This is a genomic window from Actinokineospora cianjurensis (genome assembly GCF_003663795.1).
GTDB classification, from domain to species: domain Bacteria; phylum Actinomycetota; class Actinomycetes; order Mycobacteriales; family Pseudonocardiaceae; genus Actinokineospora; species Actinokineospora terrae.
This window is the reverse complement of the sequence record NZ_RCDD01000004.1, coordinates 391,511-416,664: the sequence shown is the minus strand read 5'-3', so window position 1 is coordinate 416,664 and position 25,154 is coordinate 391,511. Positions and strand designations below refer to the sequence as shown.

General features: G+C 73.1%; 21 protein-coding genes and 1 pseudogene. 10 read left to right on the top strand and 12 right to left on the bottom strand.

Annotation, left to right across the window (positions count from 1 at the left end; all coding sequences use genetic code 11):
- Window positions 1–265 precede the first annotated feature (265 nt).
- The 4 genes from CLV68_RS24570 to lepB all read right to left on the bottom strand — a co-directional run bounded on the left by CLV68_RS24570 (window position 266) and on the right by lepB (window position 6,972).
- A complete protein-coding gene (locus CLV68_RS24570) occupies window positions 266–3,640 on the bottom strand; it encodes a pyruvate carboxylase (RefSeq protein ID WP_121393244.1) in 3,375 nt (1,124 codons plus the stop codon).
- Between the two features lie 199 nt (window positions 3,641–3,839).
- On the bottom strand, window positions 3,840–4,967 hold the full coding sequence (locus tag CLV68_RS24565; RefSeq protein WP_147460150.1) for a discoidin domain-containing protein: 1,128 nt from the start codon (window positions 4,965–4,967) through the stop codon (window positions 3,840–3,842).
- 165 nt (window positions 4,968–5,132) lie between these two features.
- Window positions 5,133–6,248 (bottom strand): S8 family peptidase, encoded by a 1,116-nt coding sequence (locus CLV68_RS24560; protein WP_246010080.1) that lies wholly within the window; start codon window positions 6,246–6,248, stop codon window positions 5,133–5,135.
- 178 nt (window positions 6,249–6,426) lie between these two features.
- A complete protein-coding gene (gene lepB / locus CLV68_RS24555; RefSeq protein WP_121393242.1) occupies window positions 6,427–6,972 on the bottom strand; it encodes a signal peptidase I in 546 nt (181 codons plus the stop codon).
- Window positions 6,973–7,302: 330 nt separating this feature from the next.
- Here lepB and CLV68_RS24550 point away from each other — a divergent pair, with 330 nt between their 5' ends.
- The 5 genes from CLV68_RS24550 (at window position 7,303) to CLV68_RS34200 (ending at window position 11,446) form a co-directional block, all read left to right on the top strand.
- Window positions 7,303–8,016, top strand: a complete 714-nt coding sequence (locus CLV68_RS24550) for a DUF6230 family protein (protein ID WP_121393241.1) — start codon at window positions 7,303–7,305, stop codon at window positions 8,014–8,016.
- A gap of 48 nt (window positions 8,017–8,064) precedes the next feature.
- A complete protein-coding gene (locus CLV68_RS24545) occupies window positions 8,065–8,499 on the top strand; it encodes a DUF6114 domain-containing protein (protein ID WP_211346747.1) in 435 nt (144 codons plus the stop codon).
- Window positions 8,496–9,110: a hypothetical protein gene (locus CLV68_RS24540; protein WP_121393239.1), complete on the top strand. Its 615-nt coding sequence runs from the start codon at window positions 8,496–8,498 to the stop codon at window positions 9,108–9,110. Before CLV68_RS24545 ends, CLV68_RS24540 begins: the two co-directional genes overlap by 4 nt.
- On the top strand, window positions 9,107–9,784 hold the full coding sequence (locus CLV68_RS24535; RefSeq protein ID WP_147460149.1) for a DUF6230 family protein: 678 nt from the start codon (window positions 9,107–9,109) through the stop codon (window positions 9,782–9,784). The genes CLV68_RS24540 and CLV68_RS24535 overlap by 4 nt, the downstream gene beginning before the upstream one ends.
- Window positions 9,785–9,889: 105 nt before the next feature.
- On the top strand, window positions 9,890–11,446 hold the full coding sequence (locus tag CLV68_RS34200) for a coiled-coil domain-containing protein (protein WP_170224556.1): 1,557 nt from the start codon (window positions 9,890–9,892) through the stop codon (window positions 11,444–11,446).
- A 141-nt stretch (window positions 11,447–11,587) separates the two neighbouring features.
- On the opposite strand, the gene rpmB is transcribed toward CLV68_RS34200, so the two are convergent.
- Entirely contained in the window at window positions 11,588–11,779 is a 192-nt protein-coding gene (gene rpmB / locus CLV68_RS24525) for a 50S ribosomal protein L28 (RefSeq protein ID WP_018682090.1), read from the bottom strand.
- A gap of 1,202 nt (window positions 11,780–12,981) precedes the next feature.
- Between rpmB and CLV68_RS24520 the strand changes: the two genes are divergently transcribed.
- Both CLV68_RS24520 and recG read left to right on the top strand, forming a co-directional pair.
- A complete protein-coding gene (locus CLV68_RS24520) occupies window positions 12,982–14,601 on the top strand; it encodes a DAK2 domain-containing protein (RefSeq protein WP_121393405.1) in 1,620 nt (539 codons plus the stop codon).
- An 823-nt stretch (window positions 14,602–15,424) separates the two neighbouring features.
- Entirely contained in the window at window positions 15,425–17,587 is a 2,163-nt protein-coding gene (gene recG / locus CLV68_RS24515) for an ATP-dependent DNA helicase RecG (protein WP_121393237.1), read from the top strand.
- A gap of 72 nt (window positions 17,588–17,659) precedes the next feature.
- On the opposite strand, the pseudogene CLV68_RS24510 reads toward recG, so the two are convergent.
- The 4 genes and pseudogenes from CLV68_RS24510 to CLV68_RS24495 form a co-directional block, all read right to left on the bottom strand.
- Window positions 17,660–17,808, bottom strand: a pseudogene (locus CLV68_RS24510) (uracil-DNA glycosylase); the annotation flags it as partial.
- 211 nt (window positions 17,809–18,019) lie between these two features.
- Window positions 18,020–18,694, bottom strand: a complete 675-nt coding sequence (locus tag CLV68_RS24505; RefSeq protein ID WP_121393236.1) for a uracil-DNA glycosylase — start codon at window positions 18,692–18,694, stop codon at window positions 18,020–18,022.
- Window positions 18,695–18,731: 37 nt separating this feature from the next.
- A complete protein-coding gene (locus CLV68_RS24500) occupies window positions 18,732–19,181 on the bottom strand; it encodes a GNAT family N-acetyltransferase (protein ID WP_121393404.1) in 450 nt (149 codons plus the stop codon).
- Between the two features lie 21 nt (window positions 19,182–19,202).
- On the bottom strand, window positions 19,203–20,168 hold the full coding sequence (locus tag CLV68_RS24495) for a thiamine-phosphate kinase (RefSeq protein WP_121393235.1): 966 nt from the start codon (window positions 20,166–20,168) through the stop codon (window positions 19,203–19,205).
- A 108-nt stretch (window positions 20,169–20,276) separates the two neighbouring features.
- Between CLV68_RS24495 and CLV68_RS24490 the strand changes: the two genes are divergently transcribed.
- Entirely contained in the window at window positions 20,277–20,510 is a 234-nt protein-coding gene (locus CLV68_RS24490) for an Lrp/AsnC ligand binding domain-containing protein (RefSeq protein ID WP_092776641.1), read from the top strand.
- 19 nt (window positions 20,511–20,529) lie between these two features.
- Window positions 20,530–21,105: a DUF3515 domain-containing protein gene (locus tag CLV68_RS24485; RefSeq protein ID WP_121393234.1), complete on the top strand. Its 576-nt coding sequence runs from the start codon at window positions 20,530–20,532 to the stop codon at window positions 21,103–21,105.
- Window positions 21,106–21,130: 25 nt separating this feature from the next.
- Here CLV68_RS24485 and CLV68_RS24480 read toward each other — a convergent pair whose 3' ends face one another.
- The gene (locus tag CLV68_RS24480) at window positions 21,131–22,267 is read right to left on the bottom strand and encodes a D-alanine--D-alanine ligase family protein (protein ID WP_170224555.1); all 1,137 of its coding nucleotides are present in this window, start codon (window positions 22,265–22,267) and stop codon (window positions 21,131–21,133) included.
- Window positions 22,268–22,278: 11 nt separating this feature from the next.
- Window positions 22,279–23,700: a MocR-like pyridoxine biosynthesis transcription factor PdxR gene (pdxR, locus tag CLV68_RS24475; protein ID WP_425454875.1), complete on the bottom strand. Its 1,422-nt coding sequence runs from the start codon at window positions 23,698–23,700 to the stop codon at window positions 22,279–22,281.
- A 70-nt stretch (window positions 23,701–23,770) separates the two neighbouring features.
- Here pdxR and CLV68_RS24470 point away from each other — a divergent pair, with 70 nt between their 5' ends.
- Window positions 23,771–24,469 carry a pyridoxamine 5'-phosphate oxidase family protein gene (locus tag CLV68_RS24470; RefSeq protein WP_246010079.1) on the top strand — a complete coding sequence of 233 codons (699 nt, stop codon included), beginning with the start codon at window positions 23,771–23,773 and terminating at the stop codon, window positions 24,467–24,469.
- Here the strand turns inward: CLV68_RS24470 and CLV68_RS24465 are convergent.
- Window positions 24,438–24,917, bottom strand: coding sequence for a cysteine dioxygenase (locus CLV68_RS24465; RefSeq protein ID WP_121393233.1), 480 nt, complete (start codon window positions 24,915–24,917; stop codon window positions 24,438–24,440). The genes CLV68_RS24470 and CLV68_RS24465 overlap by 32 nt on opposite strands.
- Window positions 24,918–25,154 lie beyond the last annotated feature (237 nt).

Genomic DNA, 25,154 nt, shown 5'->3' with positions numbered 1-25,154 from the left:
CCCGCCACAGCAGCCCCCGGTACACAGCTTACCGGCGCACACCGACACAACGCCCCGACCGAGCCGCCAGCCTGTGGACAACCCGCCCCCACAAGATCAACCCGCACAAAGCACCCCCCGATATACAGCCTACCGAGCAGCACCGACAAACCAGGCCGAGCAAGCAGCCACCCTGTGGACAACTCCCCCAACAACCCGCCCCACAACGACCCGCACCCCACCGCCCACTGTCACCAGCAGCCGATGGGGTGCGAATCCGCCACTCCTAAGCCAGCACCACCAACAGATCCCCACCCTCAACCTGCTGCACCGCACCAATAGCCAACCGAGACACCGTCCCAGACTTAGGCGCCGTGATCGCAGCCTCCATCTTCATAGCCTCAATAGTCGCAACGGTCGCCCCAGCCTCCACCGAGTCCCCCTCAGCCACCGCCAACGTCACCACCCCCGCGAACGGCGCAGCAACATGGTTCGCGTTCCCCCGATCGGCCTTCTCAGCAGCAGGCAGATCCGCAGCCACCGACCGATCCCGAACCTGGATAGGCCGCAGTTGCCCGTTGAGCGTGGCCAGCACGGTCCGCATCCCACGCTCGTCAGCCTCGGCGACCGCCTCCAGTTCCAACAGGAGGGTCACACCGCGATCGAGCTCCACCGCGTATTCCTTGCCCTGCTGCAGGCCGAAGAAGAAGTCCTTGCTGGCCAGGACGCTGGTGTCGCCGTACTGGTCGCGGTGGGCCAGGTACTCCTTGGTGGGGCCGGGGAACAGCAGCCGGTTGAGGGTCGCTCGGCGGTCCTCGGCCAGGCCGGTGCGGTCGGCGTCGGTCAGGTCGGCGATGCCCTTGGGGGCGGGGCGGCCCTTGAGGGCCTTGCTGCGGAACGGTTCCGGCCAGCCGCCCGCCGGGTCGCCCAGTTCGCCGTGCAGGAAGCCGATGACGGAGTCCGGGATGTCGAAGCGGCCGGGGTCGGCCTCGAACTCCTTGGGGTCGACGTTCGCGCCGACCAGGTGCAGCGCGAGGTCGCCGACGACCTTCGACGACGGGGTGACCTTCACCAGGCGGCCGAGCATCCGGTCCGCGGCGGCGTAGATGGTCTCGATGTCCTCGAACCGGTCGCCGAGGCCGAGGGCGACGGCCTGGGTGCGCAGGTTGGACAGCTGACCGCCGGGGATCTCGTGGTGGTAGACGCGGCCGGTCGGCGCGGGCAGGCCCGCCTCGAACGGCGCGTACACCCGGCGCACGGTCTCCCAGTACGGCTCCAGGTCCGACACCGCCTGCAGCGACAGGCCGGTCTCCCGGTCGCTGTGGTCGGTGGCGGCCACGATCGCCGACAGCGACGGCTGCGACGTGGTGCCCGACAGCGACGCGACGGCGCCGTCCACCGCGTCCACACCGGACTGGATGGCGGCCAGGTAGGTCGCGAGCTGCCCACCGGCGGTGTCGTGGGTGTGCAGGTGGACCGGGAGGTCGAACTCCTTGCGCAGCGCGGTGATCAGCCGGGCCGCGGCGGGCGGGCGCAGCAGGCCCGCCATGTCCTTGACGGCGAGCACGTGCGCGCCCGCGCCGACGATCTGCTCGGCCAGCTTCAGGTAGTAGTCGAGGGTGTAGAGCTGCTCGGCCGGGTCCGACAGGTCGGCGGTGTAGCAGAGGGCGACCTCGGCGATCGCGGTGCCGGTCTCGCGGACCGCCTCGATCGCGGGCCGCATCTGCTCGACGTCGTTGAGGGCGTCGAAGATGCGGAAGATGTCGATGCCGGTGTCGGTGGCCTCGCGGACGAACGCGTCGGTCACCTCGGTCGGGTACGGGGTGTAGCCGACGGTGTTGCGGCCGCGCAGCAGCATCTGCAGGCAGATGTTGGGCACCGCCTCGCGCAGCGCCGCCAGCCGGTCCCACGGGTCCTCGGCGAGGAAGCGCAGCGCGACGTCGTAGGTGGCGCCGCCCCAGCACTCCACGGAGAACAGCTCGGGGGTGGTGCGGGCGACGTGCGGCGCGACGGCCAGCAGGTCCTTGGTGCGGACCCGGGTCGCCAGCAGCGACTGGTGCGCGTCGCGGAAGGTCGTGTCGGTGACCCCCACCCGCTTGTTCTCGCGCATCCAGCGGGCGAAGCCCTCCGGGCCGAGCTCGACGAGCTTCTGCTTGGTGCCCGCGGGCGGCTCGGCGGCCAGGTCGACCGCGGGCAGCTTCTCCCTCGGGTCGATCACCTGCGGGCGCGGGCCGTGCGGCTTGTTCACCGTGACGTCGGCGAGGTAGGTCAGCAGCCGGGTGGCGCGGTCGGCGGAGCTGCGCGCGGTCAGCAGGTGCGGGCGCTGCTCGATGAACGCGGTGGTGACCCGACCGGCGACGAAGTCCTCGTCGTCGAGCACGGCCTGCAGGAACGGGATGTTGGACGCCACGCCGCGGATGCGGAACTCGGCGACCGCCCGCTTGGCCCGGCGCACCGCGGCCGGGAAGTCGCGGCCGCGGCAGGTGAGCTTCACCAGCATCGAGTCGAAGTGGGCGCTGACCTCGGCGCCCGCCGCTGTGCCGCCGTCGAGGCGGATGCCGCTGCCGCCCGGCGAGCGGTAGGCGCTGATCATGCCGGTGTCCGGGCGGAAGCCCTTGGCCGGGTCCTCGGTGGTGATCCGGCACTGCAGCGCGGCGCCGCGCAGGTAGATGTCGGCCTGGGTGAGGCCGAGGTCGGTGAGGGTCTCACCGGAGGCGATGCGCAACTGCGACTGCACCAGGTCGACGTCGGTGACCTCCTCGGTGACCGTGTGCTCGACCTGGATGCGCGGGTTCATCTCGATGAAGACGTGGTTGCCGCGGGTGTCGAGCAGGAACTCGACGGTGCCCGCGTTCTGGTAGCCGATGTGGCGGGCGAAGGCCACCGCGTCGGCGCAGATGCGGTCGCGCAGCGCGGGGTCGAGGTTGGGCGCGGGCGCGATCTCGATGACCTTCTGGTGGCGGCGCTGCAACGAGCAGTCCCGCTCGTAGAGGTGGATCACGTTGCCCGCGCCGTCGGCGAGGATCTGCACCTCGATGTGCCGCGGGTCGAGCACGGCCTGCTCCAGGAAGACCGTGGCGTCGCCGAAGGCCGACTCGGCCTCGCGCATGGCGGCTTCCAGCGACTCGCGCAGCGTCGAGGCGTCCGCGACCCGGCGCATGCCGCGGCCGCCGCCACCGGCGACGGCCTTGACGAAGATCGGGAACCCGATCTCCTCCGCCGAGGTGAGCAGCGCGTCGACGTCGGTGGACGGCGCGGTGGAGCGCAGCACCGGCAGCCCGGCCTCGCGGGCGGCGGCGATGGCGCGCGCCTTGTTGCCGGTGAGCTCCAGGATGTCGGCGTCGGGGCCGACGAAGGTGATCCCGGCCTCGGCGCAGGCCCTGGCCAGCTCCGGGTTCTCGGAGAGGAAGCCGTAGCCGGGGTAGACCGCGTCGGCACCCGCCTTCTTCGCGGCCTTCACGATCTCCTCGACGGAGAGGTAGGCGCGCACGGGGTGACCGGGCTCGCCGATCTCGTAGGCTTCATCGGCCTTCATCCGGTGCGGGGAGTTGCGGTCCTCGTAGGGGAAGACCGCGACAGTCCCAGCGCCGAGTTCGTACCCGGCTCGGAACGCCCGGATGGCGATCTCGCCTCGGTTGGCGACGAGCACCTTGCGGAACATGCCCGGTTACCTCCTGCTACCTGGAGAAGTCGGTCGGAGGAGATTATCCCGGATGTCCCACGCGTCGGGAACATAGTCCCACGTGACAGGCGCCATCCTGATCGATCAGCATTCTAGGTTTTCCGCCGCTTCGAGCCGGTTCTGGGAAGATTTGCGCCCCGAACGGCCCCTTGTCTCGGCGGCACCGATTAACGGGCGTTCACCGCGCGGGCCGCACCACGATCTCACGGACGGCGGTCCCCGTCGAGTCGGGACCGAACAGCACCCGCACCGCCCCGGTGACGATCCCGCGCGCGGCCACGTCGGTGTACTCGCCCCCGAGCCTGCCCACGGTGCGCCAGGTCCCGCCCCCGTCGCGGACCTGCACCGGGGTGCCCCGGTGGGTGCCGCGGTCGGCGAGCACCACGATCCGGTCGACCGGCTGGTCGACGCCCAGGTTGACCACCACCGGGCCGCCCGCGACCCGGTAGGCGGTGGTGGCGTCGCCGTCGGTGGCGGCGTCGGTGGGGCCGGGCCGCACCGAGACCTCGCGCACGGCCAGCCAGTGCCGCTGGCCCGCGGTGGCGCGCAGCCGCAGGTAACGAACATCACGCGGGTCCGGGCCGAGGGTGGCGGTCACGGTGGGCGAACCGGGCAGCTGCCGCACGGTCGTCCAGGCGACGCCGTCGACCGAGCCCTCCAGCACGCCTGCGCGCAGGAAGTCGCGCGGGCGGTTGGCGGTGCCCATGGCCACCGCGACGCCCTGGACCGGGCGGACCCGGCCGAGGTCGAGCACGAACTGGGTGCCCGGCCGGGGCGCGCCGTCGCTCCAGTAGAAGGTCGTGGCGTCGCCGTCGGTCATCCTGGCGGGCACGTGACCGGCGTAGGCGGCGGGCGCTGTCGACACCGGCGCCTGCCTGCTCAGGCCGAACGCGCGGTCGGAGGCGGTGAGCGCGGCGCCGACGAACGCGGCGTGCCGCAGCGGGGCCGGGGCGCCGAGCAGGTCGAGCCGCTCGCACCAGGCCCGCCGCTGGTCGCCTGCCGAGTGCGCGGCGAGCATCCGCACCGCCCGGCGCGCCTGGTCGCTGGAGGGCCCCTCGGCGCGCAGCAGGGCGTCGAGGATCGCGGAGACCCTGCGGGTGTCGCCGCCGCCCGAGTAGGCCGCCCAGAAGCGGGCCATGGCGCCGGGCAGGTCGACCGGGGCCTCGCGGACGCTGCCGCGCGGGACGAACCGGTCGGGCTCGGGGTCGGCCGACGCGGGGACCTGGCCGGTGCCGAACGCGGCGCCGACGACGGTCAGCAGCACGGCGAACGGCATGCCGCGCGGCCGCCTCCCACCTGGGGGCACGGTGGATCCTCTCGGTCAGGACGACACGCGTCCCGTCGAACGTGACGTGCGGCGGGTCCGCGCGCGAGGCCCCCAGGCCGGACACACCGGCGGGGATGCTGCCGGCACCGGGGCGGTCGCGCCAGGGGTCTCACCCGGACGGCCGCGCCGGTGCGGGCAACCGGCTCAGCGGGTGAACGGTCCGGTGTAGAGGATCCGATCCGGTGTGTTCACGGGAAGTTCGCACACGCCGGTGCTCGCGGCGCGCACGAGCGCCGCCTGCACGCCAGCCGGGGTGAGGGTCGGGTCGACGGCCAGGCGCAGCGCGGCGGCGCCGGTGGTGTGGGCGGCGGCGAGCGAGGTTCCGCTGAGCGTGGCCTTGGCGTCGTTGGCGGTGATCCAGGGTCCGACGATGCCGACGCCGGGCGCGTACAGGTCGACCGCGGGGCCGGAGTTGGAGTTCACCGCGGCGCAGTCGGTCTTGGTGAGGCTGGCCGAGGTGATGGCCTCGGTGACCCGCGCTGGCGAGACGGATCCCGCCTGGCCACCGGAGGATCCGGCGGGCACGGAGTACGTGACGCCCGCGGCGATGGACGCGCGCACGGCGGCGTCGAGCGCCTGGTTGGCGGGGCCACCGAGGCTCATGTTCACCACGGACGGACCGGCGGCGTTGGCGGTGATCCAGTCGATCCCCGCGATGACACCGGAGACGCTGCCGGAGCCGTTCTTGTCCAGCACCCGCACCGGGACGAGCTTGACACCTTTTGCCAGCCCGTAGTCCTTACCGCCCACGATGCCCGCGAGGAACGTGCCGTGGCCGTTCAGGTCATCGGGATCGTTGTCGTTGTCGACGAAGTCACGGCCACCGCGGACCCGGCCGCCGAAGTCGACGTGGGTCGCGCGGACCCCGGTGTCGAGGATGAACGCGGTGACGGTGTCGGCGAGGGTGTCGTAGCGGTAGCGCTTGTCCAGCGGGAGCTTGCGCTGGTCGACCCGGTCCAGGCCCCAGGACGGCGGATTGGGCTGACCACCGAGGGCCCGCACGGGGGTGTCGGGGACGACGTAGGCGACGGAGGGATCGGCGGCCAGTGCCTTCGCGCTCGACCCGGTGAGGCGCGCGGAGAAACCCGTGAGGGCGGCCGTGTACCGGTGGTCCATGCGGGCGTCGTAGCGGTCGGCGAGCGCGGTGACCCTGGTGCCGAACCCTGCTGTACCCAACTCAGCAGCGCCGGTCGGACGTAAGACGACGACGTAGCCCTGGGTCGGGGCGGGCGCCGCGATCGCGGTCGGGGTGAAGGACATGGTGGTGGCACATAGAGCTGTAGCGCTGAGGAGGGCGACCAGTCCGGCGCGCACCACTCGCCCGGAAGTTCCGGTAGATCCGCTGTGCGGGGAGATGTCCATCCGCAATTCGGTACTGGGACACCGGGTCCGCGGCAAGGTTCACCAGTTGCCACGCCCCGGTGATCCCCTTTCGCGGTCAGCCGCCGATCGGCCAGACGGTGGTCCAGACAATTGCGCGGACCAGGTCGCGGGGCGCCCAACCGAGGGAGCGGGAATCGTCGGAACCGCCCGGGTTGTCACCGAGCAGGAACAGTTTCCCGGCGGGCACCAGGGCTTCGGCTGCGACGGGCGCGGCCTTTCCCCCAGCGCCGCAGCACTCGACCGGCTTGGTGCCCCAGTCGGCGGCGGTGGGAATGGCGCGCCATTCGTTCTCGCCCGCGGGGAGCACCCGGACCACCGGGCCGGGGTCGATCCGCACGCGGTCCCCGGCGACGGCGATCACACGTTTGACGACCAGCGGGCCGTCGGCGCTGAACCGGGTCGCCACGACGTCGCCCCGCTCGACGTCGTCCTGGCCGAGGAACGGGTGCGGCAGCACGCGGTCGCCGTCGTGGAGGGTCGGTTCCATGCTCCCGCCGGTGATCGGGATCGCGAGCACCGCGACGGCGACGACGGCCGCGACGACGAGGGCGCCGAGCACCCCGGTCGCCACGCCGAGCACCCGCCAGACCCGGATCCGCACGCGCGTGAGGCTACCTCACGGTAGTACTTATCAAAACGTTACATATCGACACAGGGTGACCGGCGTCGCGAGCCGCGCGGTGCCGTTGATCTGCCCGCGGGGCACTGACCATTGAGATCACTCGCAATCTTTGTCGGCCGACCTCACGGTGCGTAGCTGTTACGTCCAAGTAACAGTGACCCGAGGTCACAAACTACGGCGACTGGCCCCTTGTCGGTACCCGACGCCGTTTGCCATGGTGTCCCCCACCACCGGGGCTGACGGGCTCCCGCGCAGGTCAGCGCGGGTCTGCCCGCCGCGGCCGGTGCCCGATCACAGCTGGGAGCGCCGATGCCCCGACCCGAGCACAGCCGACCGCTGGCCGCGCTGCGCGCCTGGAACGAGCGGATGCGGGCCGACGCCGGAGGACCCCGCAACGGCACCAGGTGGGGTCGCAGCACCCTCGTCGCGCTGCCCGCCGCCGCGCTGACCACCGCGCTGGGCGTGGCGATGGCCCAGGGCGCGCTCGCGGCGAACTTCTTCGTCGCGGGCCAGCCGTTCACGCTGCGCTCCGACCAGGTCAACGGCAGCGGGTTCGCCGCGTTCCTGCACAGCAGGCAGCTCGCGGACGGCAGCCAGGCGGGCAAGGGCGAGGCGATGGCGCGCGCCGGGTTCCAGTCGGCCAAGCTCGACGGCCTGTGCGCGGTGATCCACCAGACGATCCTCGGGCTGCCCTACACGCTCAAGCTCAACGCGGGCTCCCCCGTCGACGGCACGCCCAACGGCGGGCCCGACGTCATCGACGCCTACAACCTGATCCTGGAAGCGAAAGCCGTGCAGGGCACGCAGAGCCAGTTCTCCGAGATGGTGCTGGGCAAGACCGCCCACCAGGTGCAGATGGGCGGGCAACCGCTCGACGGCGGCACGGTCGGCGCGTTCGGCCTGGAGGCGGGCGTGGTGCAGGTGACCGGCCTGACCGCCGACGCCTACACCGCCGAGATCAGCGGCAACATCACGCTGCCGAGGCTGAACCTGGGCATCGTGCCCGGCACCGTCAACTGCTGAGGGGCGGCGGCGATGACAACGGGCGCGCGGGTGGGCAAGGCGGGTTGGGTGGGCGGAGTGGGTCGCGCGATCGGAGCAGGCCGGCGGTGGTTCGCCGACTTCCGGCGGACCAGGCCGTTCTGGGGCGGGCTGTGGATGGTGCTGGGCGGCTGGGCGATCATGTCGCTGACCTTCGCGCCGATCGCGGTGGTGCTGGGCGCGGGGTTCGGCGGCATCGCCGGGTACCTGCTCGGCGGCGGTCTCGTCCTGTTCGGACTGTGCGCGTGGTTCGCGCCGGGGGCCAGGCACCTGGCCGGGGTCCTCGGGGTGCTGTTCGCGGTGGCGTCGCTGGTCGGGGCGAACCTCGGCGGGTTCCTGGTCGGCATGCTGCTGGGCATCCTCGGCGGGTCGATGACCTTCGGCTGGGGACCCAAGCGGGTCCGCGAGTCCGAAGAGGACACCGCGCCCGACGCGGTCGCCCCGGAGGCCGGGGTGGGCGCGTGAGGCGGGCGCTGGCGTTCGGGGCGGCGCTCGCGCTGGTCGTCGGGACCGCTGTCGTACCGGATCTGCCGTACCTGCGCGCCGACGCCGCCTTGGTCGCCGCGCCCGCCCCCGCGCCGCAGATCGGGTTCCTGACCACGCCGAGGGACAAGCCGCTCAAGGTCACCGCGCGCGCCGGGTACGCGGCCTCCATCCAGTACAAGGGGACCGAGACGGTCGTCGACGCCAACGGCGTGTCCTTCCAAGCCGCGCACTACACCTTCCGCGCGCTCACCCTCGACGACCTGACCATCTCCGACGGTAGCCGCACCAACTACGCGCTGACCCTGGGCTCCGGCGGCACCACCCAACTCGGCGGCACCAACGCCGCGGGGCAGCAGATGCAGACCGACCTGTGGGCGAACAACCTCTACGCGTCCAGCCCATTGCTGCTGTGCGTGCTGCCCGCCGCCTGGCTGTTGAGCCTGGGCATCTCGTTGAGCGTGCACCTGTGCGACGTGCGGATGGACCTCTACGCGTTGAAAGCGTTCAACCCATCCCCCACCTCGGGTAGGGACAATCCGGTACAGCTGCCTGGTGCGTCATTGTCCGTCAGCAGCAAGGGCACCTCGTGAAAGGGCGCACGCACTGGCGCAAAGCCGCGGTGCTGGCACTGCCCGCGCTGGCTCTGGCCGGGGTTCTCGGGGCGCGTGTTGCCCAAGGGGCGATCGCGTCGGAAGTGGTGGTCCAGGGCGGCACGCTGTCGCTGTCCACCAGCGGTCTGTACGGGACCGACTTCGGCCTGTCGGTCGGCGACGTCACCCGGCAGAACGCCGACGGGAGCACCACGTCGGTGCGGGTGGGACGGCTCGGGTTCGCCGAGGGCAGGCTGAACGAGCTGTGCCTGTCCTTCCAGCAACAGGTCCTGGGGTCGTGGTTCACCGTCTACATCACCGGCGGCGACGGCAACCGGTCCACTTGGGAGATCCGGACCGACAACGTGGAACTGGATGTGGTGACCGCCACCGGCGCGTTGGACATGGACGGTGTGGTGAAGATCGGCGTGCCAGGCGAGGACGTCACGACGATCAAGGACGCGGCGGGGAATTCCGTACCGAATCCGCTTCGCGTTCCGGCCGCGGAACACCGGATCGGGATCGATGCGACATTCGCGGAATTCCGCCAGGTGCGCGGGCAGATCGCGGTGATGTCGATCCCGCGGCCGTTGCGCATCCCCAACCTGGCGCTGCGGATGGAGCCGGGCCGCGGGCAATGTGCCGCTCCCGTGGCGCCGCAGGGCAATCCATAGCGGAGTCGAGGCCGCCACGGTGGTGCGACTCCGCACTGTCGCGCACTCTGAGAATTAACTACTCCGGCGGGTTCACTCCCGCGGAGGTCATACTAAAGTGGGGCAATGCCCTCTGGTGACGCCGAGTCCACCGACCGACTTCCGCACTTCGACACCGTTCTGCGCGGGTACAACCCACGCCAGGTCAACGAACGGGTCACCCGCCTCACCTACGACCTGCGCCACGCGTCCAAGGGCCGCGACGACGCAGCGTCGAAGGTCGCCGAGCTGACCAAGTCGCTCGGCTCGCTGCAGCAGCAACTGCTGGAGACCACGACCCGGCTCAACCGGATCAGCGCCAACCCCAACAGCACCGAGGGCATGACCGAGCGGGTGCGGTTGATGATGCAGCTGGCCGAGGAGGAGATCGCCGAGTTCAAGCGGCAGGCCGACGACTACGGCGCCGCGACCCGCGCCGAGGCCGAGGGCTACGGCGCCAACACCCGCAAGGAAGCCGACGGGTACTCGGGGGCAACGCGCACCGCCGCCGACGACTACGCCGCGCAGACCCGGCTCAACGCGGAGGCATACGCGGGCAAGACCGCGAAGCAGGCCGACGACGCCTCGGCCAAGACCAGGGGCGAGGCCGACGCCTACGCCAAGGAACTGCGGGCCAGGCACGACAAGCTGATCGTCGACCTCGAGGAGCGGCGCAAGCAGCTCGAGGCCGACTACACCCGCAACCACGCCGAACTCGACGCCGAGTACGAGACCATGCGGGCCACCCTCGCCGGTGAGCACAAGAAGCTCCTTGCCGACGCCCGCGCCGAGATCGAGCAGCAGGCCAAGGCGAACGAGACGCGCATCGGGCAGCTCTACGACGAGGCCGCCGCGCACCGCGACCAGCTCGACACCGAGGCGCTCGGCGTCCGCGAGGCGCTCGACGCCGAGTCCACCGGTCGCCGCACCGCCGCCGAGGAGCAGGCCGAGCGCGAACTCGCCGACAAGCGGGCGGGCGCCGAGGCCGCCATCGCGCAGCGCACCGAGCAGGTCGAGCAGGCGCTGGCCGCCCGCACCACCGAGGTCGAGACCAACCTGGCCGAGCAGACCGCCGCCATCGAGGCCGCGCTGCTCGCGCAGACCGAGGAGACCGAGCAGGCCCTCGCCGACCAGCGGGCCAGCGCCGAGGCCGCCATCAAGACCCAGCGCGACAGCGCCGAGAAGGCCGCCGCCCGGCTGGTCGCCGACGCGGAGAAGCAGAAGGCCGACACCGAGCGGGCGCTGGCCGAGGCCAGGTCCAAGTCCGACGCGGAGCTCAAGGCGCAGCGCGAGGCCGCGGAGAAGGCGGCGGCCAAGCTCGTCGCCGACGCCGAGAAGCAGAAGGCCGACACCGAGAAGGCGCTGACCCAGGCGCGGACCACCGCCGACACCGAGATCAAGGCCCAGCGCGACGCCGCGGACAAGCACGCGGGCGCGCTGGTGGCCGACGCCGAGGCCAAGCTCGCCGACGCCACCGCCCGCCACGAGCAGGCCGACGCCTTCGAGCGCCGGGTGTCCGAGCAGGTCGCGGGCACCTTCGCGGTGCTGGAGGAGGCCCGCCAGCACTTCGCCGAGAGCCTCGGCGCCGCGGTGAAGTCCGCAGGCGCCAAGAACGGCACGCCCGCCAAGGCAGGCGCGCGCTAGAACACCCCAGGACGGGCGGTACCGGATTCCCTCCGGTACCGCCCGTCCTTCTTTCTGGGCCGCCCCGGGAACGCCAGCAGGGCCGGTCCCCGAGTGGGTACCGGCCCTGCTGGTGAAAGCTGTGGGTGACTCGCCGAACGATCAGCCGCGGACGACCTTGCCCGCCTTGAGGCAGGAGGTGCACACGTTGAGGCGCTTGCGCTGGGAGATGCCCAGGCGAGCGTGCACGGTCTGGATGTTCGGGTTCCAGCGGCGGTTGGTCCGCCGGTTCGAGTGCGAGACCGACTTGCCGAAGCCTGGCCCCTTGCCACAGACGTCGCACACGGCAGCCACGTCAGACACTCCTTCGCGTTGGTATTACCCGCATCTGCCCGGACCGCAGGACACACGATCCGGTGACGGGCGCACGTACGAGGACCTGGGCAGGCCCAGGCACTTCGGCACAGGGTAACCGGTGGCCGCGCACACCTCCAAACCGGGGCCGCACTGCGGGCCGCCGGGTCCGGCCGCTGGGTCCGGTCCGCGGTGACCAGGTCCGGGCCGCAGGCTGCTGAGTCTGGCTGCTGGGTCCGGTCCGCCGGATCCGGGCCGCGGGCCGCCAAGTCCCGACCGCCACGTCCAAGCCGCGGGCTGCCGGGTCCGGGCTGCCGGATCCGGGCCGCGGGTCGCCGGGTCCAGGCTGCCCGGATCGGGCTGACGGGTCCGGGCCGGATCGCCCGGTCCAGGCCGCTGGGTCCAGGCCGCGGGCCGCCGGGTCCCGGCTGCCACATCCGGGCCGCAGGCTGCCAGATCCGGGCCGCCAGGTCCGGGTCGCCGGGTCTGGCTGCCGGATCGAGTCCGCCAAGTCGGGTCCGCCGGGTCAGGACCGCGGGCTGCCGGGCCGCGGGCTGCCGGGTCCGGGTCGCCGGTTCCAGGCCGCGGGCCGCCGGGTCCGGGCCGCCGGGGCCAAGCCGCTGGGCCCGGGCTGCGGTCGCCAGTTCGGGCCGCAGGCTGCTGGGTCTGGCTGCCGGGTCCAGGCAGCAGGCTGCTGAGTCTGGCCGCCGGGTCGGGTCCGCCGGGTCCAAGCCGCGCAGGCCGCCCGGGGCCAAGCCGCTGGGCCCGGGCTGCGGGTCGCCAGGTCCGGTCCGCCAGATCCAGGCCGCAGCCCGCCAAGTCCAGGCCGCAGGCGGCCGGGTCGGGCCGCCGGATCCGGACCGCAAGCTGCCAGGTCTGGTCCGCCGGGTCTGGGCCGCAGGCCGCCAGGTCCCGGCCGCCACATCCAGGCCACGGGCTGCCGGGTCCAGGCCACGGGCCGCCAAGTCCCGGCCGCCAAGTCCCGGCCGCCACGTCCAAGCCGCGGGCTGCCGGGTCCGGGGTCGCCGGTTCCAGGCCGCGGGCCGCCGGCGCTGGCTGCCGGGTCGGGTCCGCCGGGTCCGGGCCGCGGGCTGCCGGGTCCGGGTCGCCGGTCCGGGCCGCGAGATCCGGGACCGCTCCGCGGGCCGCGAGGTCCGGGCCGCCCTGCGGGTTACCCTCGCGGAAACCGGGTGGAGGTGGACGTGCTCGACGCGTTGGACGCTGGGGAGGTGCGCCGGTGGGTGGCGGCCTGCGTGCAGTCGCTGGACGCGCACCGGGCCGGGATCGACCGGATCAACGTCTTCCCCGTCGCCGACGGCGATACCGGGTCGAACCTGCTGGACACGCTGCGGGCGGCCCTGGAGGCCCTGCTGCGGGCGCCGTCGGCGGACAGGGCGGACGCGGGCGCCGCGTTCGGGGTGGCGGCGCGGGGCGCGCTGGCCGGGGCGCGCGGGAACTCCGGGGTGATCGCCTCCCAGTTGCTGCGCGGGATGGCGGCCGCGCTGCGCGGGGTCGACGCCGTCACCGGTCCGGACCTCGTGGCGGCCCTGCGCTCCGGGGCGCGGATGGCGGCGGCAGCGGTGTCGGAGCCCGCGCCGGGGACGATGCTCAGCGTCCTGGACGCGGCGGCCACGGCGGTCGGCGATGACCTGCACGGGGTCGCGGTGGCGGCGGCGAGCGCGGCGGCCGAGGCATTGCGGCGTACCCCTGAGCAGCTGCCCGTGCTGGCGGAGGCTGGCGTGGTCGACGCGGGCGGGCGCGGGGTGGTCGTGCTGCTGGACGCGTTGGTGGCCGTGGTCGCCGAGCGGCCCGCGGCGTTGGCGGCAGCGGCCCAGGCGCGCGCGGACGACCTGGGGACCTCGCTGGTGACGGCCAGGGAGGGCGGCTCGGACCTGTACGGCTACGAGGTCATGTACCTGCTGCACGACACCGACGACCCGGCCGCCGACCGGCTGCGCGACGAACTGGACCGGCTCGGCGACTGCGTCTCGGTGGTCGGCGACGGCGACGGCCTGTGGACCGTCCACGTGCACTGCAACGACATCGGCGCGGCGATCGAGGCGGGCATCGACGCGGGGCGCCCGAGGCGGATCCGGGTGGCCCGCTTCGCCGACACCACGCCAGCCGAGCCGCAACGCTACAGCCGCGACAGGGCGGTGGTGGCCGCCGTGCGCGGGGAGGACCTGGCGGAGCTGTTCGTCGCGGAGGGGGTCGCGGTGCTGCGGGTCGGCGCGGCGGAACCGGACCCGTACGCGCTGCTGGAGGTGATCACCGGCACGGCCGCGGCGCACGTGACGGTACTGCCGGGCGACACCGGGCTGATGTCGGTCGCCGACGAGGCCGCGATCCGGGCGGTGGCCGGGGGCCAGGACGTGGTGGTGGTGCCGTGCGCGTCGCCAGTGCAGGCTCTAGCGGCGATCGCCGTGCACGACCCCCGCAGACGCTCCGGCGACGACGTGGTGGCCATGGCCGAGGCAGCCGCCGCGACCAGACGCGGCGAGGTAGTGGTCGCCGAGGCGGACGGCATCACCTGGGTGGGGCCGTGCGCTGCCGGGGACGTCCTGGGCTTCGCCGACGGGGAGGTGGTGCTGATCGAACCGGGCCCCGCCGGACCGGAGGCACTGACCAAAGCGGCGATCGGGGTGGTCGAGCGGATGCTGGCCGCAGGCGGCGAACTGGTGACGGCCGTGGTGGGCCAGACCGCGCCCACTGGGCTGACCGAGGCCGTGGCCAGACACCTGCGCCAAGAACGCCCAGACGCCGACCTGGCCACCCACCGCGGCGGCCAGACCGACTCGGTAGTCCTGTTCGGCGTGGAGTGACGCGGTGCTCGACGACCGGGTGCGGAGTTGATCGGACGCGGATGGATCGGCGCCTACCGCTCGAGCACGAGCGACCACCGACCTGCGTGCCGAGCGCCGGGCGACCGACGCAGCCCTCCCAGTTCCGGGCGACTCGCGCCGGGAGTCCGGCGATCGGCGACAGACCGCGGCCTGTCAGTGGGCCGGGCGCTGGGCGACCAACGCGACCTGCCCAGGTCCGGCGGGCCGGTGCCGGGCGACTCGCCTGGGTCCGGCGATCCGCAGCGAGCAACAGCCTGTCAGTGGGGCGGACGCCGGGCGGGCGCCGCGGTCTGCCAGGGGTCGGGCGGCTCGCGCCGGGAGTTCGGGTCCGGCGATCGGCAGCGGGTGACCGCCTGCCCGCGGGGCGGGCGCCGGATGATCGACGCAGCCTTCCCGGGGTCGGGCAGCCCGGCGCCGAGCGGCTCACGGCGAGGATCCGGTCCCCGCGATCAGCGGCAGGCGACAGCTTGCCTGCGGGGCAAGTGCCGGGCGCTCGACGCAGCATTCCCAGTTCCGGGCGACTCACCCGGAGGTCTGGGTCCGGCGATCGGCAACGGACCACGTCCTGTCAGTGGGCCTGGCATCCGGGGCGACCGACGCGACCTGCCCAGGTCCGGCGGGCCGGTGCCGGGCGGCTCGGCGGTGAGTGGCTTGTGCCGGGGGCCGGGTCCGGCGGATCGGCGGTGGGTGACCGGCTGTCGGTGTGTCGCGACACAATGTGTGCGGCAGGTGGTGTGGGCTGGGCACCCGGGTGCGGCGGCGCGGTGGGCGGTTCGGGTGGCGTGGAGCGGACTGGAGCGGGATGACTGGGCTTGGCGAGCGGCTGGACCGGCTGGTGGGCAAGAAGTCGGCGGACGCGCTCGAGGCGGCGTTCAAGGTGGGCACCGCCGGGGATCTGTTGCGCCACTACCCGCGGCGCTACGCCGAGCGCGGGCAGTTGACCGACATCGCCGGGTTGGAGGTCGGTGAGCACGTCACCGTGATGGCGAAGGTCGTGACGGTGACCAAGCGGCAGATGAAGACCAAGCGCGGGACGTTGGTCGAGGTGGTGCTGACCGACGGGAAGCGGTCGCTGGACTGCGCGTTCTTCAACCAGCCGTGGCACATGGAGAAGTTGAAGCCGGGGATCAGCGCGTTGTTCGCGGGCAAGGTCACCGCGTTCCGGCAGAAGTTGCAGCTGGCGAACCCGGATTACCAACTGCTCGACGGGGACGCCGAGACCGGGTCGGTGGAGGAGTTCGCCGGTGGGTTGATCCCGGTGTACCCGGCGTCGGCGAAGATCCAGTCCTGGCAGATCGCGCAGTGCGTGCAGCAGACGCTGGCGGTGCTCGACGAGATCGAGGACCCGTTCCCGGACGCGTTGCGCGACCGGCTCGGGCTGGCGCCGTACGAGCAGGCGGTGCGGTCGATCCACCGGCCCGCCGAGTGGGCGGACCTGGAACTGGCCCGCACCCGGCTCAAGTGGGACGAGGCGCTGTCGGTGCAGTTGGCGTTGGCGCAACGCAGGCAGGCCGCGAACGCGCGCCCGGCGCCCGCGTGCCCGCCGACCGAGGGGGGCATCGGCGGCGCGTTCGACAAGCGGTTGCCGTTCACGCTGACCGCGGGGCAGGTCGAGGTGGGCGAGGCGATCGCGGCCGACCTGTCCGGTGAGAGCCCGATGAACCGGCTGCTGCAGGGCGAGGTCGGGTCCGGCAAGACGATCGTGGCGCTGCGGGCGATGTTGCAGGTGGTCGACTCCGGCAGGCAGGCGGCGATGCTGGCGCCGACCGAGGTCCTCGCCGCCCAGCACGCGCGGTCGCTGCGGGAACTGCTCGGCGACCTCGGTCAGTCGGGCGAGCTCGGCGCGGCGGAGAACGCCACGAAGGTCACGCTGCTGACCGGTTCGCTGACCGCGCCGCAGCGCAAGCAGGCCATGTTGGACGCGGCGAGCGGCGCGGCCGGGATCGTCGTCGGCACGCACGCGCTGATCCAGGACAAGGTGTCCTTCGCCGAGCTCGGGTTCGTGGTGGTCGACGAGCAGCACCGCTTCGGCGTCGAGCAGCGCGACGCGTTGCGCGGCAGGGCGGGCGAGAACCTGAGCCCGCACGTGCTGGTGATGACCGCGACCCCGATCCCCCGCACGGTCGCGATGACCGTCTACGGCGACCTGGAGACCTCGGCGCTGCGCGAACTCCCGGCTGGCCGCTCCCCCATCTCCACGACGGTCGTGCCGGTCGCGGAGAAACCGTCGTGGCTGGACCGGGTGTGGCAGCGGGTGCGCGAGGAAGTCGGGAAGGGCCACCAGGCTTACGTGGTGTGCCCGCGCATCGGCGACGAGGAGGACGGGCCCGGCGGTGCGGACGACGGTCGGCGCCCCCCGCTGGCCGTGGTCGAGGTGACCGAGATGCTGGCGGCCGGACCGTTGTCGGGGCTGCGGCTGGGGATCCTGCACGGGCGGCTGCCCGCCGACGAGAAGGACGCGGTGATGCGGGCGTTCGCGGCGGCGGAGATCGACGTGCTGGTGGCCACCACGGTCGTCGAGGTCGGCGTGAACGTGCCCAACGCCACCGCCATGGTCATCATGGACGCCGACCGCTTCGGCGTCAGCCAGCTGCACCAGCTGCGCGGCCGCGTCGGCCGCGGCTCGGCCCCCGGCGTCTGCCTGCTGGTCACCGACATGCCGGGCGGCACCTCCACCCGCGACCGCCTCGACGCCGTCGCCTCCACCCTGGACGGCTTCGAACTGGCCAGGATGGACCTCGAACTGCGCCGCGAGGGCGACATCCTCGGCGCCAGCCAGTCCGGCGCCAAGTCCGGCCTGAAGATGCTCTCGCTCATCCGCGACGAACAGGTCATCGCCGACGCCCGGGAAGTGGCCCAGGCCCTGGTCGCCGACGACCCCGCCCTCACCGCGTACCCCGGCCTGGCCGGAATGGTCCACCAGGTCGTCGACGCCGAACGCGCCGAATACCTCGAAAAAGCCTAGGCCCCGCCCCGAATCCCCGGCACGCGCCGGAACTCAGGACGGGGCAAGGGCTTCAGCGAGACAGCGGAAGACCTACGGGAGCTTCCAGTCCACCGGCTCGGCGCCCTGTTCGGCCAGGAGTTCGTTGGCGCGGCTGAAGGGCTTGGAGCCGAAGAAGCCCGCGTGCGCCGAGAGCGGGCTCGGGCGGGCGACTCGACGACGGGAACCGGGCCACGCATCGGGTTCGAGGACAAGGCCGGCCCAAGAGCAGAGACGCGTCCGGTCGCACTGCCCCGCCCCGAGCGTCGTGCTGCTTGCGCGGCCGACCTCGGGCGGCGACCAGATCCCCGCAGCCGCGGCCACCCGACCGGCCCACACCTACGGCAAGGACGCCTGCGGTGCCGCATCCGTGGCTGTCGGGCACGCGGTGGCGCGTGCCCGACAGCGGAAGACCTACGGGAGCTTCCAGTCCACCGGCTCGGCGCCCTGTTCGGCCAGGAGTTCATTGGCGCGGCTGAAGGGCTTGGAGCCGAAGAAGCCCGCGTGCGCCGAGAGCGGGCTCGGGTGGGCGGACTCGATGGCGGGGACGGAGCCGAGCATGGGGCGCAGGTTGCGGGCGTTGCGGCCCCACAGGATGGCGACCAGGGGGCCGCCGCGGGCGGCGAGGGACTTGATGGCCTGTTCGGTGACGTCTTCCCAGCCCTTGCCCTGGTGGGCGTTGGACTTGCCCGGTTCCACGGTGAGCGCTCGGTTGAGCAGCAGCACGCCGTGTTCGGTCCACGGGGTGAGGTCGCCGTTGGCCGGGGTCGGGTGGCCGAGGTCCTCGACGTATTCCTTGTAGATGTTGATGAGGCTCTTGGGGATCGGCCGGACGTCCGGGGCGACCGAGAAGGACAGGCCGACGGCGTGGCCGGGGGTCGGGTAGGGGTCTTGTCCGACGATGAGGACGCGGACGTCGGCGAAGGGCTGTTGGAACGCGCGCAGCACGTTCTCCCCCGCGGGCAGGTAGGTGCGCCCGGCGGCGACCTCCGCGCGCAGGAAGTCGCCCATCGCGGCGATCTTGTCGGCCACGGGTTCCAGTGCCAGGGCCCAGCCCTGTTCGACGATCTCGCTCAGCGGTCGTGCCACGGCGGCAGACCATACCCACCCGGGTGAGTGGGCCCGGTCACGGGGTGAGGATCTTGCCGAGGTGGCGCGCCCTCGGCGAGTCCGCGTAGAACCCGAACGGGGTGACGCTCTCGTAGCCGCTGGACAGGTAGAGCGCGATCGCCTCCGGTTGCTCGGAGCCGGTTTCCAGGACGAGCCTGCGGAAGCCGCGGTCGAGCGCGGTCCGCTCCAGTTCGGCCAGCACCGCGCGGGCCAGGCCGCGGCCGCGCGCGGTCGGGTTGACGTAGAGCCGTTTCATCTCCGCGGTCTCGGGGTCGTGCACGCGCCACCCACCGGAGGCGACGGCGACGTCGTCGAGGTAGCCGACGAGGAACAGGCCGGACGGCGGGGTGAACTCGGTCGGGTCGACCGGGGTCTCGTCGAAGCCGCCGTAGCGGATGACGTACTCCTGCTGGACCTCGTCGATCAGCTTCGCCACGTCGGGGTGGGTGTAGTCCCGGATCTCGATGCGCACGCCCGCGATTGTCGCCTACCGCCAGTGCTGCCAGCCCGCGGCGCCGGTGTAGGTCGCCCCGTCGACGGTGACGCCCTGGCCCCTGGCGACGGTGCCGATCACCTTCCAGCCGTCGGGGACGCCGTGCGGGTCGGGGAAGGTGGCCGCGAGCGCGTGGTCCTCGCCGCCGGTGAGCACCCAGTGCCTCGGGTCGCCGCCGAGCGCGCTGGCCACGTCGACCAGCCGCTGGTGCACCTCGACGAGGTCCGAGCGCACGTCGATGGCCACTGTGGAGGCGGCGGCGATGTGCCCGAGGTCGGCGAGCAGCCCGTCGGACACGTCGATCATGGCGGTGGCGCCCGCGTCGGCGGCGGCTGGGCCGGACTCGTAGGGCGGTTCCGGGGCGCGGTGGGCGCCGACGACGCTGACCGGGGAGCGGAAACCGCGGCCGAGCACGGCCAGTCCGGCGGCGCTCCACCCCAGCTTGCCCGCGACCGCGACGACGTCCCCGGGCCGGGCTCCGCTGCGGGTGACCGGTGCCCGCCCACGCAGATCACCCAATGCGGTGAGGGAGATCACAAGGGTCGCGGACTCGGTCATGTCGCCGCCGACGATGCCGACCCTGGCCCTGGTCGCCTCCTGCCACATGCCCGCGGTGAGCTCCTGCACCACCGAGGCCGCCATGCTGGACGGGCAGGCGATGCCCACCAGCACCGCGGTCGGCACCGCGCCCATGGCGGCGATGTCGGCCAGGTTCACCGCGACCGCCTTGCGCCCCACGTGTTCCGGGGACGACCAGTCGAAACGGAAGTGCACGCCCTCGACGAGCACGTCGTTGCCCGCCACCACCCGACCGTCCGGCGCGGCGACCACGGCGGCGTCGTCACCGGGACCCAACAGGGTGGTCCTCGGCTGGGGTCTGCCCCGGGTAACCCGATCGATGAGCCCGAACTCACCCACCTCGGCAACGGTTTCCGCGCCGTCAGGCGTGTTCGGACTCACTGCTTCCTCCGATCACCGATATTCGGAATCCCCAACGAAAGGCAACTGGGGTACGTTGCTGGACACGTTCCTACCTCTAGGGGACTCCCAACCGCGAAGGGGCGCGCCGTGGTCCACGCATACATCCTGATCCAGACCGAGGTCGGCAAGGCGGCCGCGGTGGCGGCGGAGATCGCGGGCATCGCCGGCGTCACCACGGCCGAGGACGTGACCGGCCCGTACGACGTCATCGTGCGCGCGGAGGCCGACAACGTCGACCTGCTCGGGCAGTTGGTCGTGGCCAGGATCCAGAACGTCGAGGGCATCACGCGCACCCTGACCTGCCCGGTGGTCCACCTCTGAGGCGTGGTCCACTGGTCGGGTGAGTGAACAGCCGACCACGACTGGCCTGTCCCGCACCGCCATCACCGCGGCCGCCGTGCTGGCGGGCCTGCTGGTGACAGGGGTCGTGGTGGCGAGCCGGTTCCTGCCGGAGGCTCCCGATCGGGTGGCGGCGACCCAGTCCGCCGCCGCGCCGCGCACCGGCCCGGTCGGGTTGGTCCCCGTGGACGCGCCCGACGCGGGCTCACCCGACTGCGGTGTCCTCACCGCTGCCCTGCCCCAGGCGCTGCCCAACGGCGACAAGTCGCTGCCCCGCCTGCCGATCGCCGACCCGGCCCCCGTCGGCGCGGCGGCGTGGGGCGACCAGGTGGCCGACCCGGTGGTGCTGCGCTGCGGCCTCGGCAAGCCACCGGAGCTGACCCAGACCTCGGCGCTGCGCGAGGTGTCGAAGGTGCGCTGGCTGGTCATCGATGGCGACGGCGCCTCGACGTGGTTCGCCGTCGACCGCCCGGTCTACGTCGCGTTGACGCTGCCCGCCGGGCTCGGCACCGGGCCGCTGCAGACGGTGTCCGAAGTGGTCGGTCGGGAGCTGGCGGTGCGCGAGGTCAGGCCGTGACCGCGCCGAACACCGGGTGGTGTCGTCAGCGCAGACCGGTCCCGCGGGCCAGCGCGGTGTCGACGAGCACGCTGAGCAGCGTCGGGTAGTCGATCCCGCTGACCTCCCACATCTGCGGGTAGGCCGAGGTCGGGGTGAAGCCGGGCATGGTGTTGACCTCGTTGATGGTCAGCTCGCCGTCCGGGCCGACGAAGAAGTCGACCCTGGCCAGGCCCTGGCAGTCCAGCGCGCGGAACGCGGTGATCGCGGCCTCGCGCAGCCGCTCGGCCACCTCGTCGGGCAGCTTCGCCGGGATGTCGAGCTCGCAGACCGCGTCGAGGTACTTGGCGTCGAAGTCGTACCAGTCGATGCCCTCGGCCAGCCGCACCTCGGCGGGCAGCGACGCGCGGACGGTGCCGTCGGGGAACTCCAGCACGCCGCACTCGACCTCGCGGCCGACGGCGGCGGCCTCGACGAGCACCTTCGGGTCGATGGCGCGGGCGTGCGCGATCGCGGCGTCGAGGTCGTCCCACGAGGTGACCTTGCTGATGCCGGTGGAGGAGCCCGCGCGCGAGGGCTTGACGAACACCGGCAGCCCGAGGTGGGCGCGCTCGTCGTCGGTGAGGGTGGCCCGGTCGCGGCGCAGTTCCACGAACCGGCCGACCGGCAGGCCCTCGGCGGCCAGCAGCCGCTTGGTGAAGCCCTTGTCCATCGCCACCGCGCTGGCCAGCACGCCGGGGCCGACGTAGGGCACGCCGACCATCTCCAGCAGGCCCTGGATGGTGCCGTCCTCGCCGTAGGCCCCGTGCAGCACCGGGAAGACGAGGTCGACGCCGCTGATGACCTCGCCCTGCCTGCCCGGCTCCAGCACGACGAGACCGGCCGAGGTCGGGTCGGCAGGCAGCGTCAGCGCGGTGCCGCCGGTGATCTCGGGCAGCACCCGGTCGCGGATGCTCAGCGTGCTCGTGTCGCCTGGCCCGAGCACCCACGCGCCACTGGGCGTGATGCCGACCGGCACGACCTCGAACCGCTCGCTGTCGAGGTTGGCCAGCACGCTCCCGGCGGAGACGCACGAGATGGTGTGCTCGGTGCTGCGGCCGCCGAACACGACCGCCACCCGCAGTTTCGGCCTGTCCTGGGGGTGGGGCGTGCGCTCGGGGTGCGGCGGCGGGGAGGTCGGCATGGTGAGCGAGACTACCCGGACGGAGTACCCCATTGGTCGCTCGACCGGGACAGCAGCGACAGCAGGTCAGGGATCGCGGCCTGGAGCTGCTCACGTGAACACGCCGCGTAGCCGACCGCGATGCCGAACCAGGTCGCCGGTCCGCAGTGGTGGCGGGCCAGGCCGTCGAGCACGATCCCGCGGCCGGTCGCCGCCTCGATCAGCTCGTGCTCCTGCCCGGCCGAGCAGAGCGGGACCACCAGGTGCGCGCCCGCGTCGTCGCCGAGGAAGCGGACCCCGGCCGCGGTGAGCGCGTCGACGAGCATGCCGCGCCGCTCGGACAGCTCGCGGCGCAGCTTGCGCAGGTGCCTGCCCAGGTCGCCGTTGCGGGCCAGTTCCACCACCACGAACTGCCCTGCTGCCGAGGGGCTGGTTCCGGTGATGTCGCGGTGGTGCAGCACGGCGGCGATGACCGGCGGCGGCGCGACCATCCAGCCGACGCCCAGCGCGGGGGTGAGGATCTTGCTGGTGGTGCCCAGGTGCACGACCACGTCCGGGGCGAGGGAGGCCAGCAGCGGCAACGGGGCCACGTCGTAGCGCAGCTCGCCGTCGTAGTCGTCCTCGATGACCAGCCACCCGTCGCGGCGCGCCCGGTCGACCAGCTCGACCCGGCGCGCGGCCGACATCCGCCTGCCGAGCGGGTACTGGTGCGCCGGGGAGCAGTACACCGCGCGGGCGCCCGCGGGGACCGCGTCGAGCAGGAGGCCGTCCGCGTCGACGGGCACCGGCACGACGACCAGCCCGGCGGCCCGCATGGTCTGGACCGCGCGCTGGTACCCGGGTTCCTCGACGGCCACGACGTCGCCGCGGCACAGCACGGACGCCGCCAGCTCGGCGACCGCCGCGGTGGTGCCCGCGGTCGCCAGGACCGACTCGCCCTCTCCCCTGTCGTACTCGCCGCCGACCCGCAACCCCCTGTGGCGCAGCAGGTGCTCGGCCACCGCGGCCCGGTAGGCGGGCACGCCCGCGCGGGTCGGCCGCGGCAGCGGCGCGACGTCGGCGGCGCCACGCCAGGCCCGCCGCCACGCCGACCGGTCGATCCCGCTGGCCCACGGCGATCCCGGCCGCAGGTCGACCGCGGCCACGTCGGCCGACTCGGTGGCCTTGGCCTTGGGCCGCGCGGACGGGGACCCGGGCGGCGCGGTGGTCACGTAGGTGCCGGAGCCGTGCTTGCCGGTGATCCAGCCCTCGGCGTGCAGCTGCTCGTAGGCGGCCGCGGTGACGGTCCGGCTGACGTTGAGCTGCACGGCGAGCGCGCGGGTGGAGGGCAACCGGTCGCCGCTGCGCAGCCTGCCGTCCCCGGCGGCCGCGCGCAGCTCCTCCGCGAGCTGGACGGCCAGCGGTGTGGGGGACCCCCGGTCGAGGGTCACCGGCAGGGCTGGGCTCTCCGACACCAGTGGCCTCCTGAAATCACCGAGCTGTGGCCCTGTCAGGATGCCACTGCGGTGCGGCAGCGTAAACGGCGTGACCGAGACCTGCCTGCCCCCGGCCGGCGGAACCCCTGGTGGGGCCGCCGAGCTGTCGCCCACCCCGCGCAGCACCATCAAGCGCGGCGCCAACCGCGCCGTGACCGACCGCGGGGCGCTGCACGCGGTGCTCGACGCCGGTCTGATCTGCCACCTGGCCACGGTGGTCGACGGCTTCCCGCTCGTCCTACCCACCGGCTACGGCCGCGACGGCGACACCCTCTACCTGCACGGCTCGACCGGCGCGCTCAGCCTGCGGACCGCGATGTCGGGGGTGCAGGTGTGCGTCGCGGTGACCTTGGTGGACGGGATCGTCTACGCGCGGTCGGTGTTCCACCACTCCATGAACTACCGCTCCGCGGTCATCCACGGCACCGCCGTGCGGGTCACCGACCCGGCGGAGAAGCTGCACGGCCTGCGCGTGCTGACCGAGCACATGGCGCCCGGCTCGTGGGAGCACACCAGGGAGCCGAACCAGAAGGAGCTGGCGGCGACGGCGGTGCTGGCGCTCGACCTCACCGAGGCCGCGGTGAAGACCCGCGCCGGTGGCCCGGTCGACGACGAGGACGACGTCGAGGCGAACGTGGCGTGGGCCGGTGTGCTGCCGATCCGGGAGGTCTGGGGCGAGCCGGAGTCAGCGGCGGAGCTGGACCTGCCCGCGCACGTCAGCGCTCGGGCAGCCGCTCCGGTCCGGTGACCGGGTCGATGCGGTAGTGCCGCATGGCCGGGCGGGCGTCCCGGTAGACGTGGATGCTGACCGCGGGGTCGGTGGAGTCGTTGCCGACCTGGTGCAGGTAACCGGGGCCGAACACCCTGGTCTGCCCCTGGGCCAGTGGGTGCAGCACCTCGGCAGGCCGGTGCGGCACGGCGACCCGCTCGGTCAGCGAGCCGGAGACGACGGTGAACGCGCCCGCGACGACGCCGTGGTCGTGCAGGTCGGTCTGCTGGCCGGGCAGCCAGCTCATCAGCCACACCTCCTGGCCGTCGACCCGGTCGACCAGGGCGGCGAACCGCTCGGTGGGGTCGTAGCGCAGCAGCGGCGCCCACGAGGCGCGGTCCTCGGCGTAGCGGCGGGCGATGAGGGCGGGGTGCGCGGTGGCCAGTGGGGCGGCGAGCGCGACGGTGTTGGGCGGGACGGCGAACATGCGCGGGAAGTCCTTAGGTGGCGGTGAACTCAGCGGGCGACCCGGGACACCGGGTGGCGGATGGGCTGGATCAACGACACGGACAGAGCGCGCTCGCGACAAGACCGAGGTCGACGTGACCCCGGCGGTCGGCGATGGCGCGCAGCAACACGCGGCACAGCGTGGCAGCGGGTCCCCGACGGCGCAAGCCCGCCCCGCCCGCGCCCACACCGTGGGACACTCGCCTGGTGACCAGCG

Excerpts from the sequence above, each read along its gene's own strand:
- CLV68_RS24570 (WP_121393244.1), bottom strand. The coding sequence starts at position 3,640 with ATGTTCCGCAAGGTGCTCGTCGCCAACCGAGGCGAGATCGCCATCCGG.
- CLV68_RS24560 (WP_246010080.1), bottom strand. The coding sequence starts at position 6,248 with ATGTCCTTCACCCCGACCGCGATCGCGGCGCCCGCCCCGACCCAGGGC.
- CLV68_RS24550 (WP_121393241.1), top strand. The coding sequence starts at position 7,303 with ATGCCCCGACCCGAGCACAGCCGACCGCTGGCCGCGCTGCGCGCCTGG.
- CLV68_RS34200 (WP_170224556.1), top strand. The coding sequence starts at position 9,890 with ATGCCCTCTGGTGACGCCGAGTCCACCGACCGACTTCCGCACTTCGAC.
- recG (WP_121393237.1), top strand. The coding sequence starts at position 15,425 with ATGACTGGGCTTGGCGAGCGGCTGGACCGGCTGGTGGGCAAGAAGTCG.
- CLV68_RS24480 (WP_170224555.1), bottom strand. The coding sequence starts at position 22,267 with ATGCCGACCTCCCCGCCGCCGCACCCCGAGCGCACGCCCCACCCCCAG.
- CLV68_RS24465 (WP_121393233.1), bottom strand. The coding sequence starts at position 24,917 with ATGTTCGCCGTCCCGCCCAACACCGTCGCGCTCGCCGCCCCACTGGCC.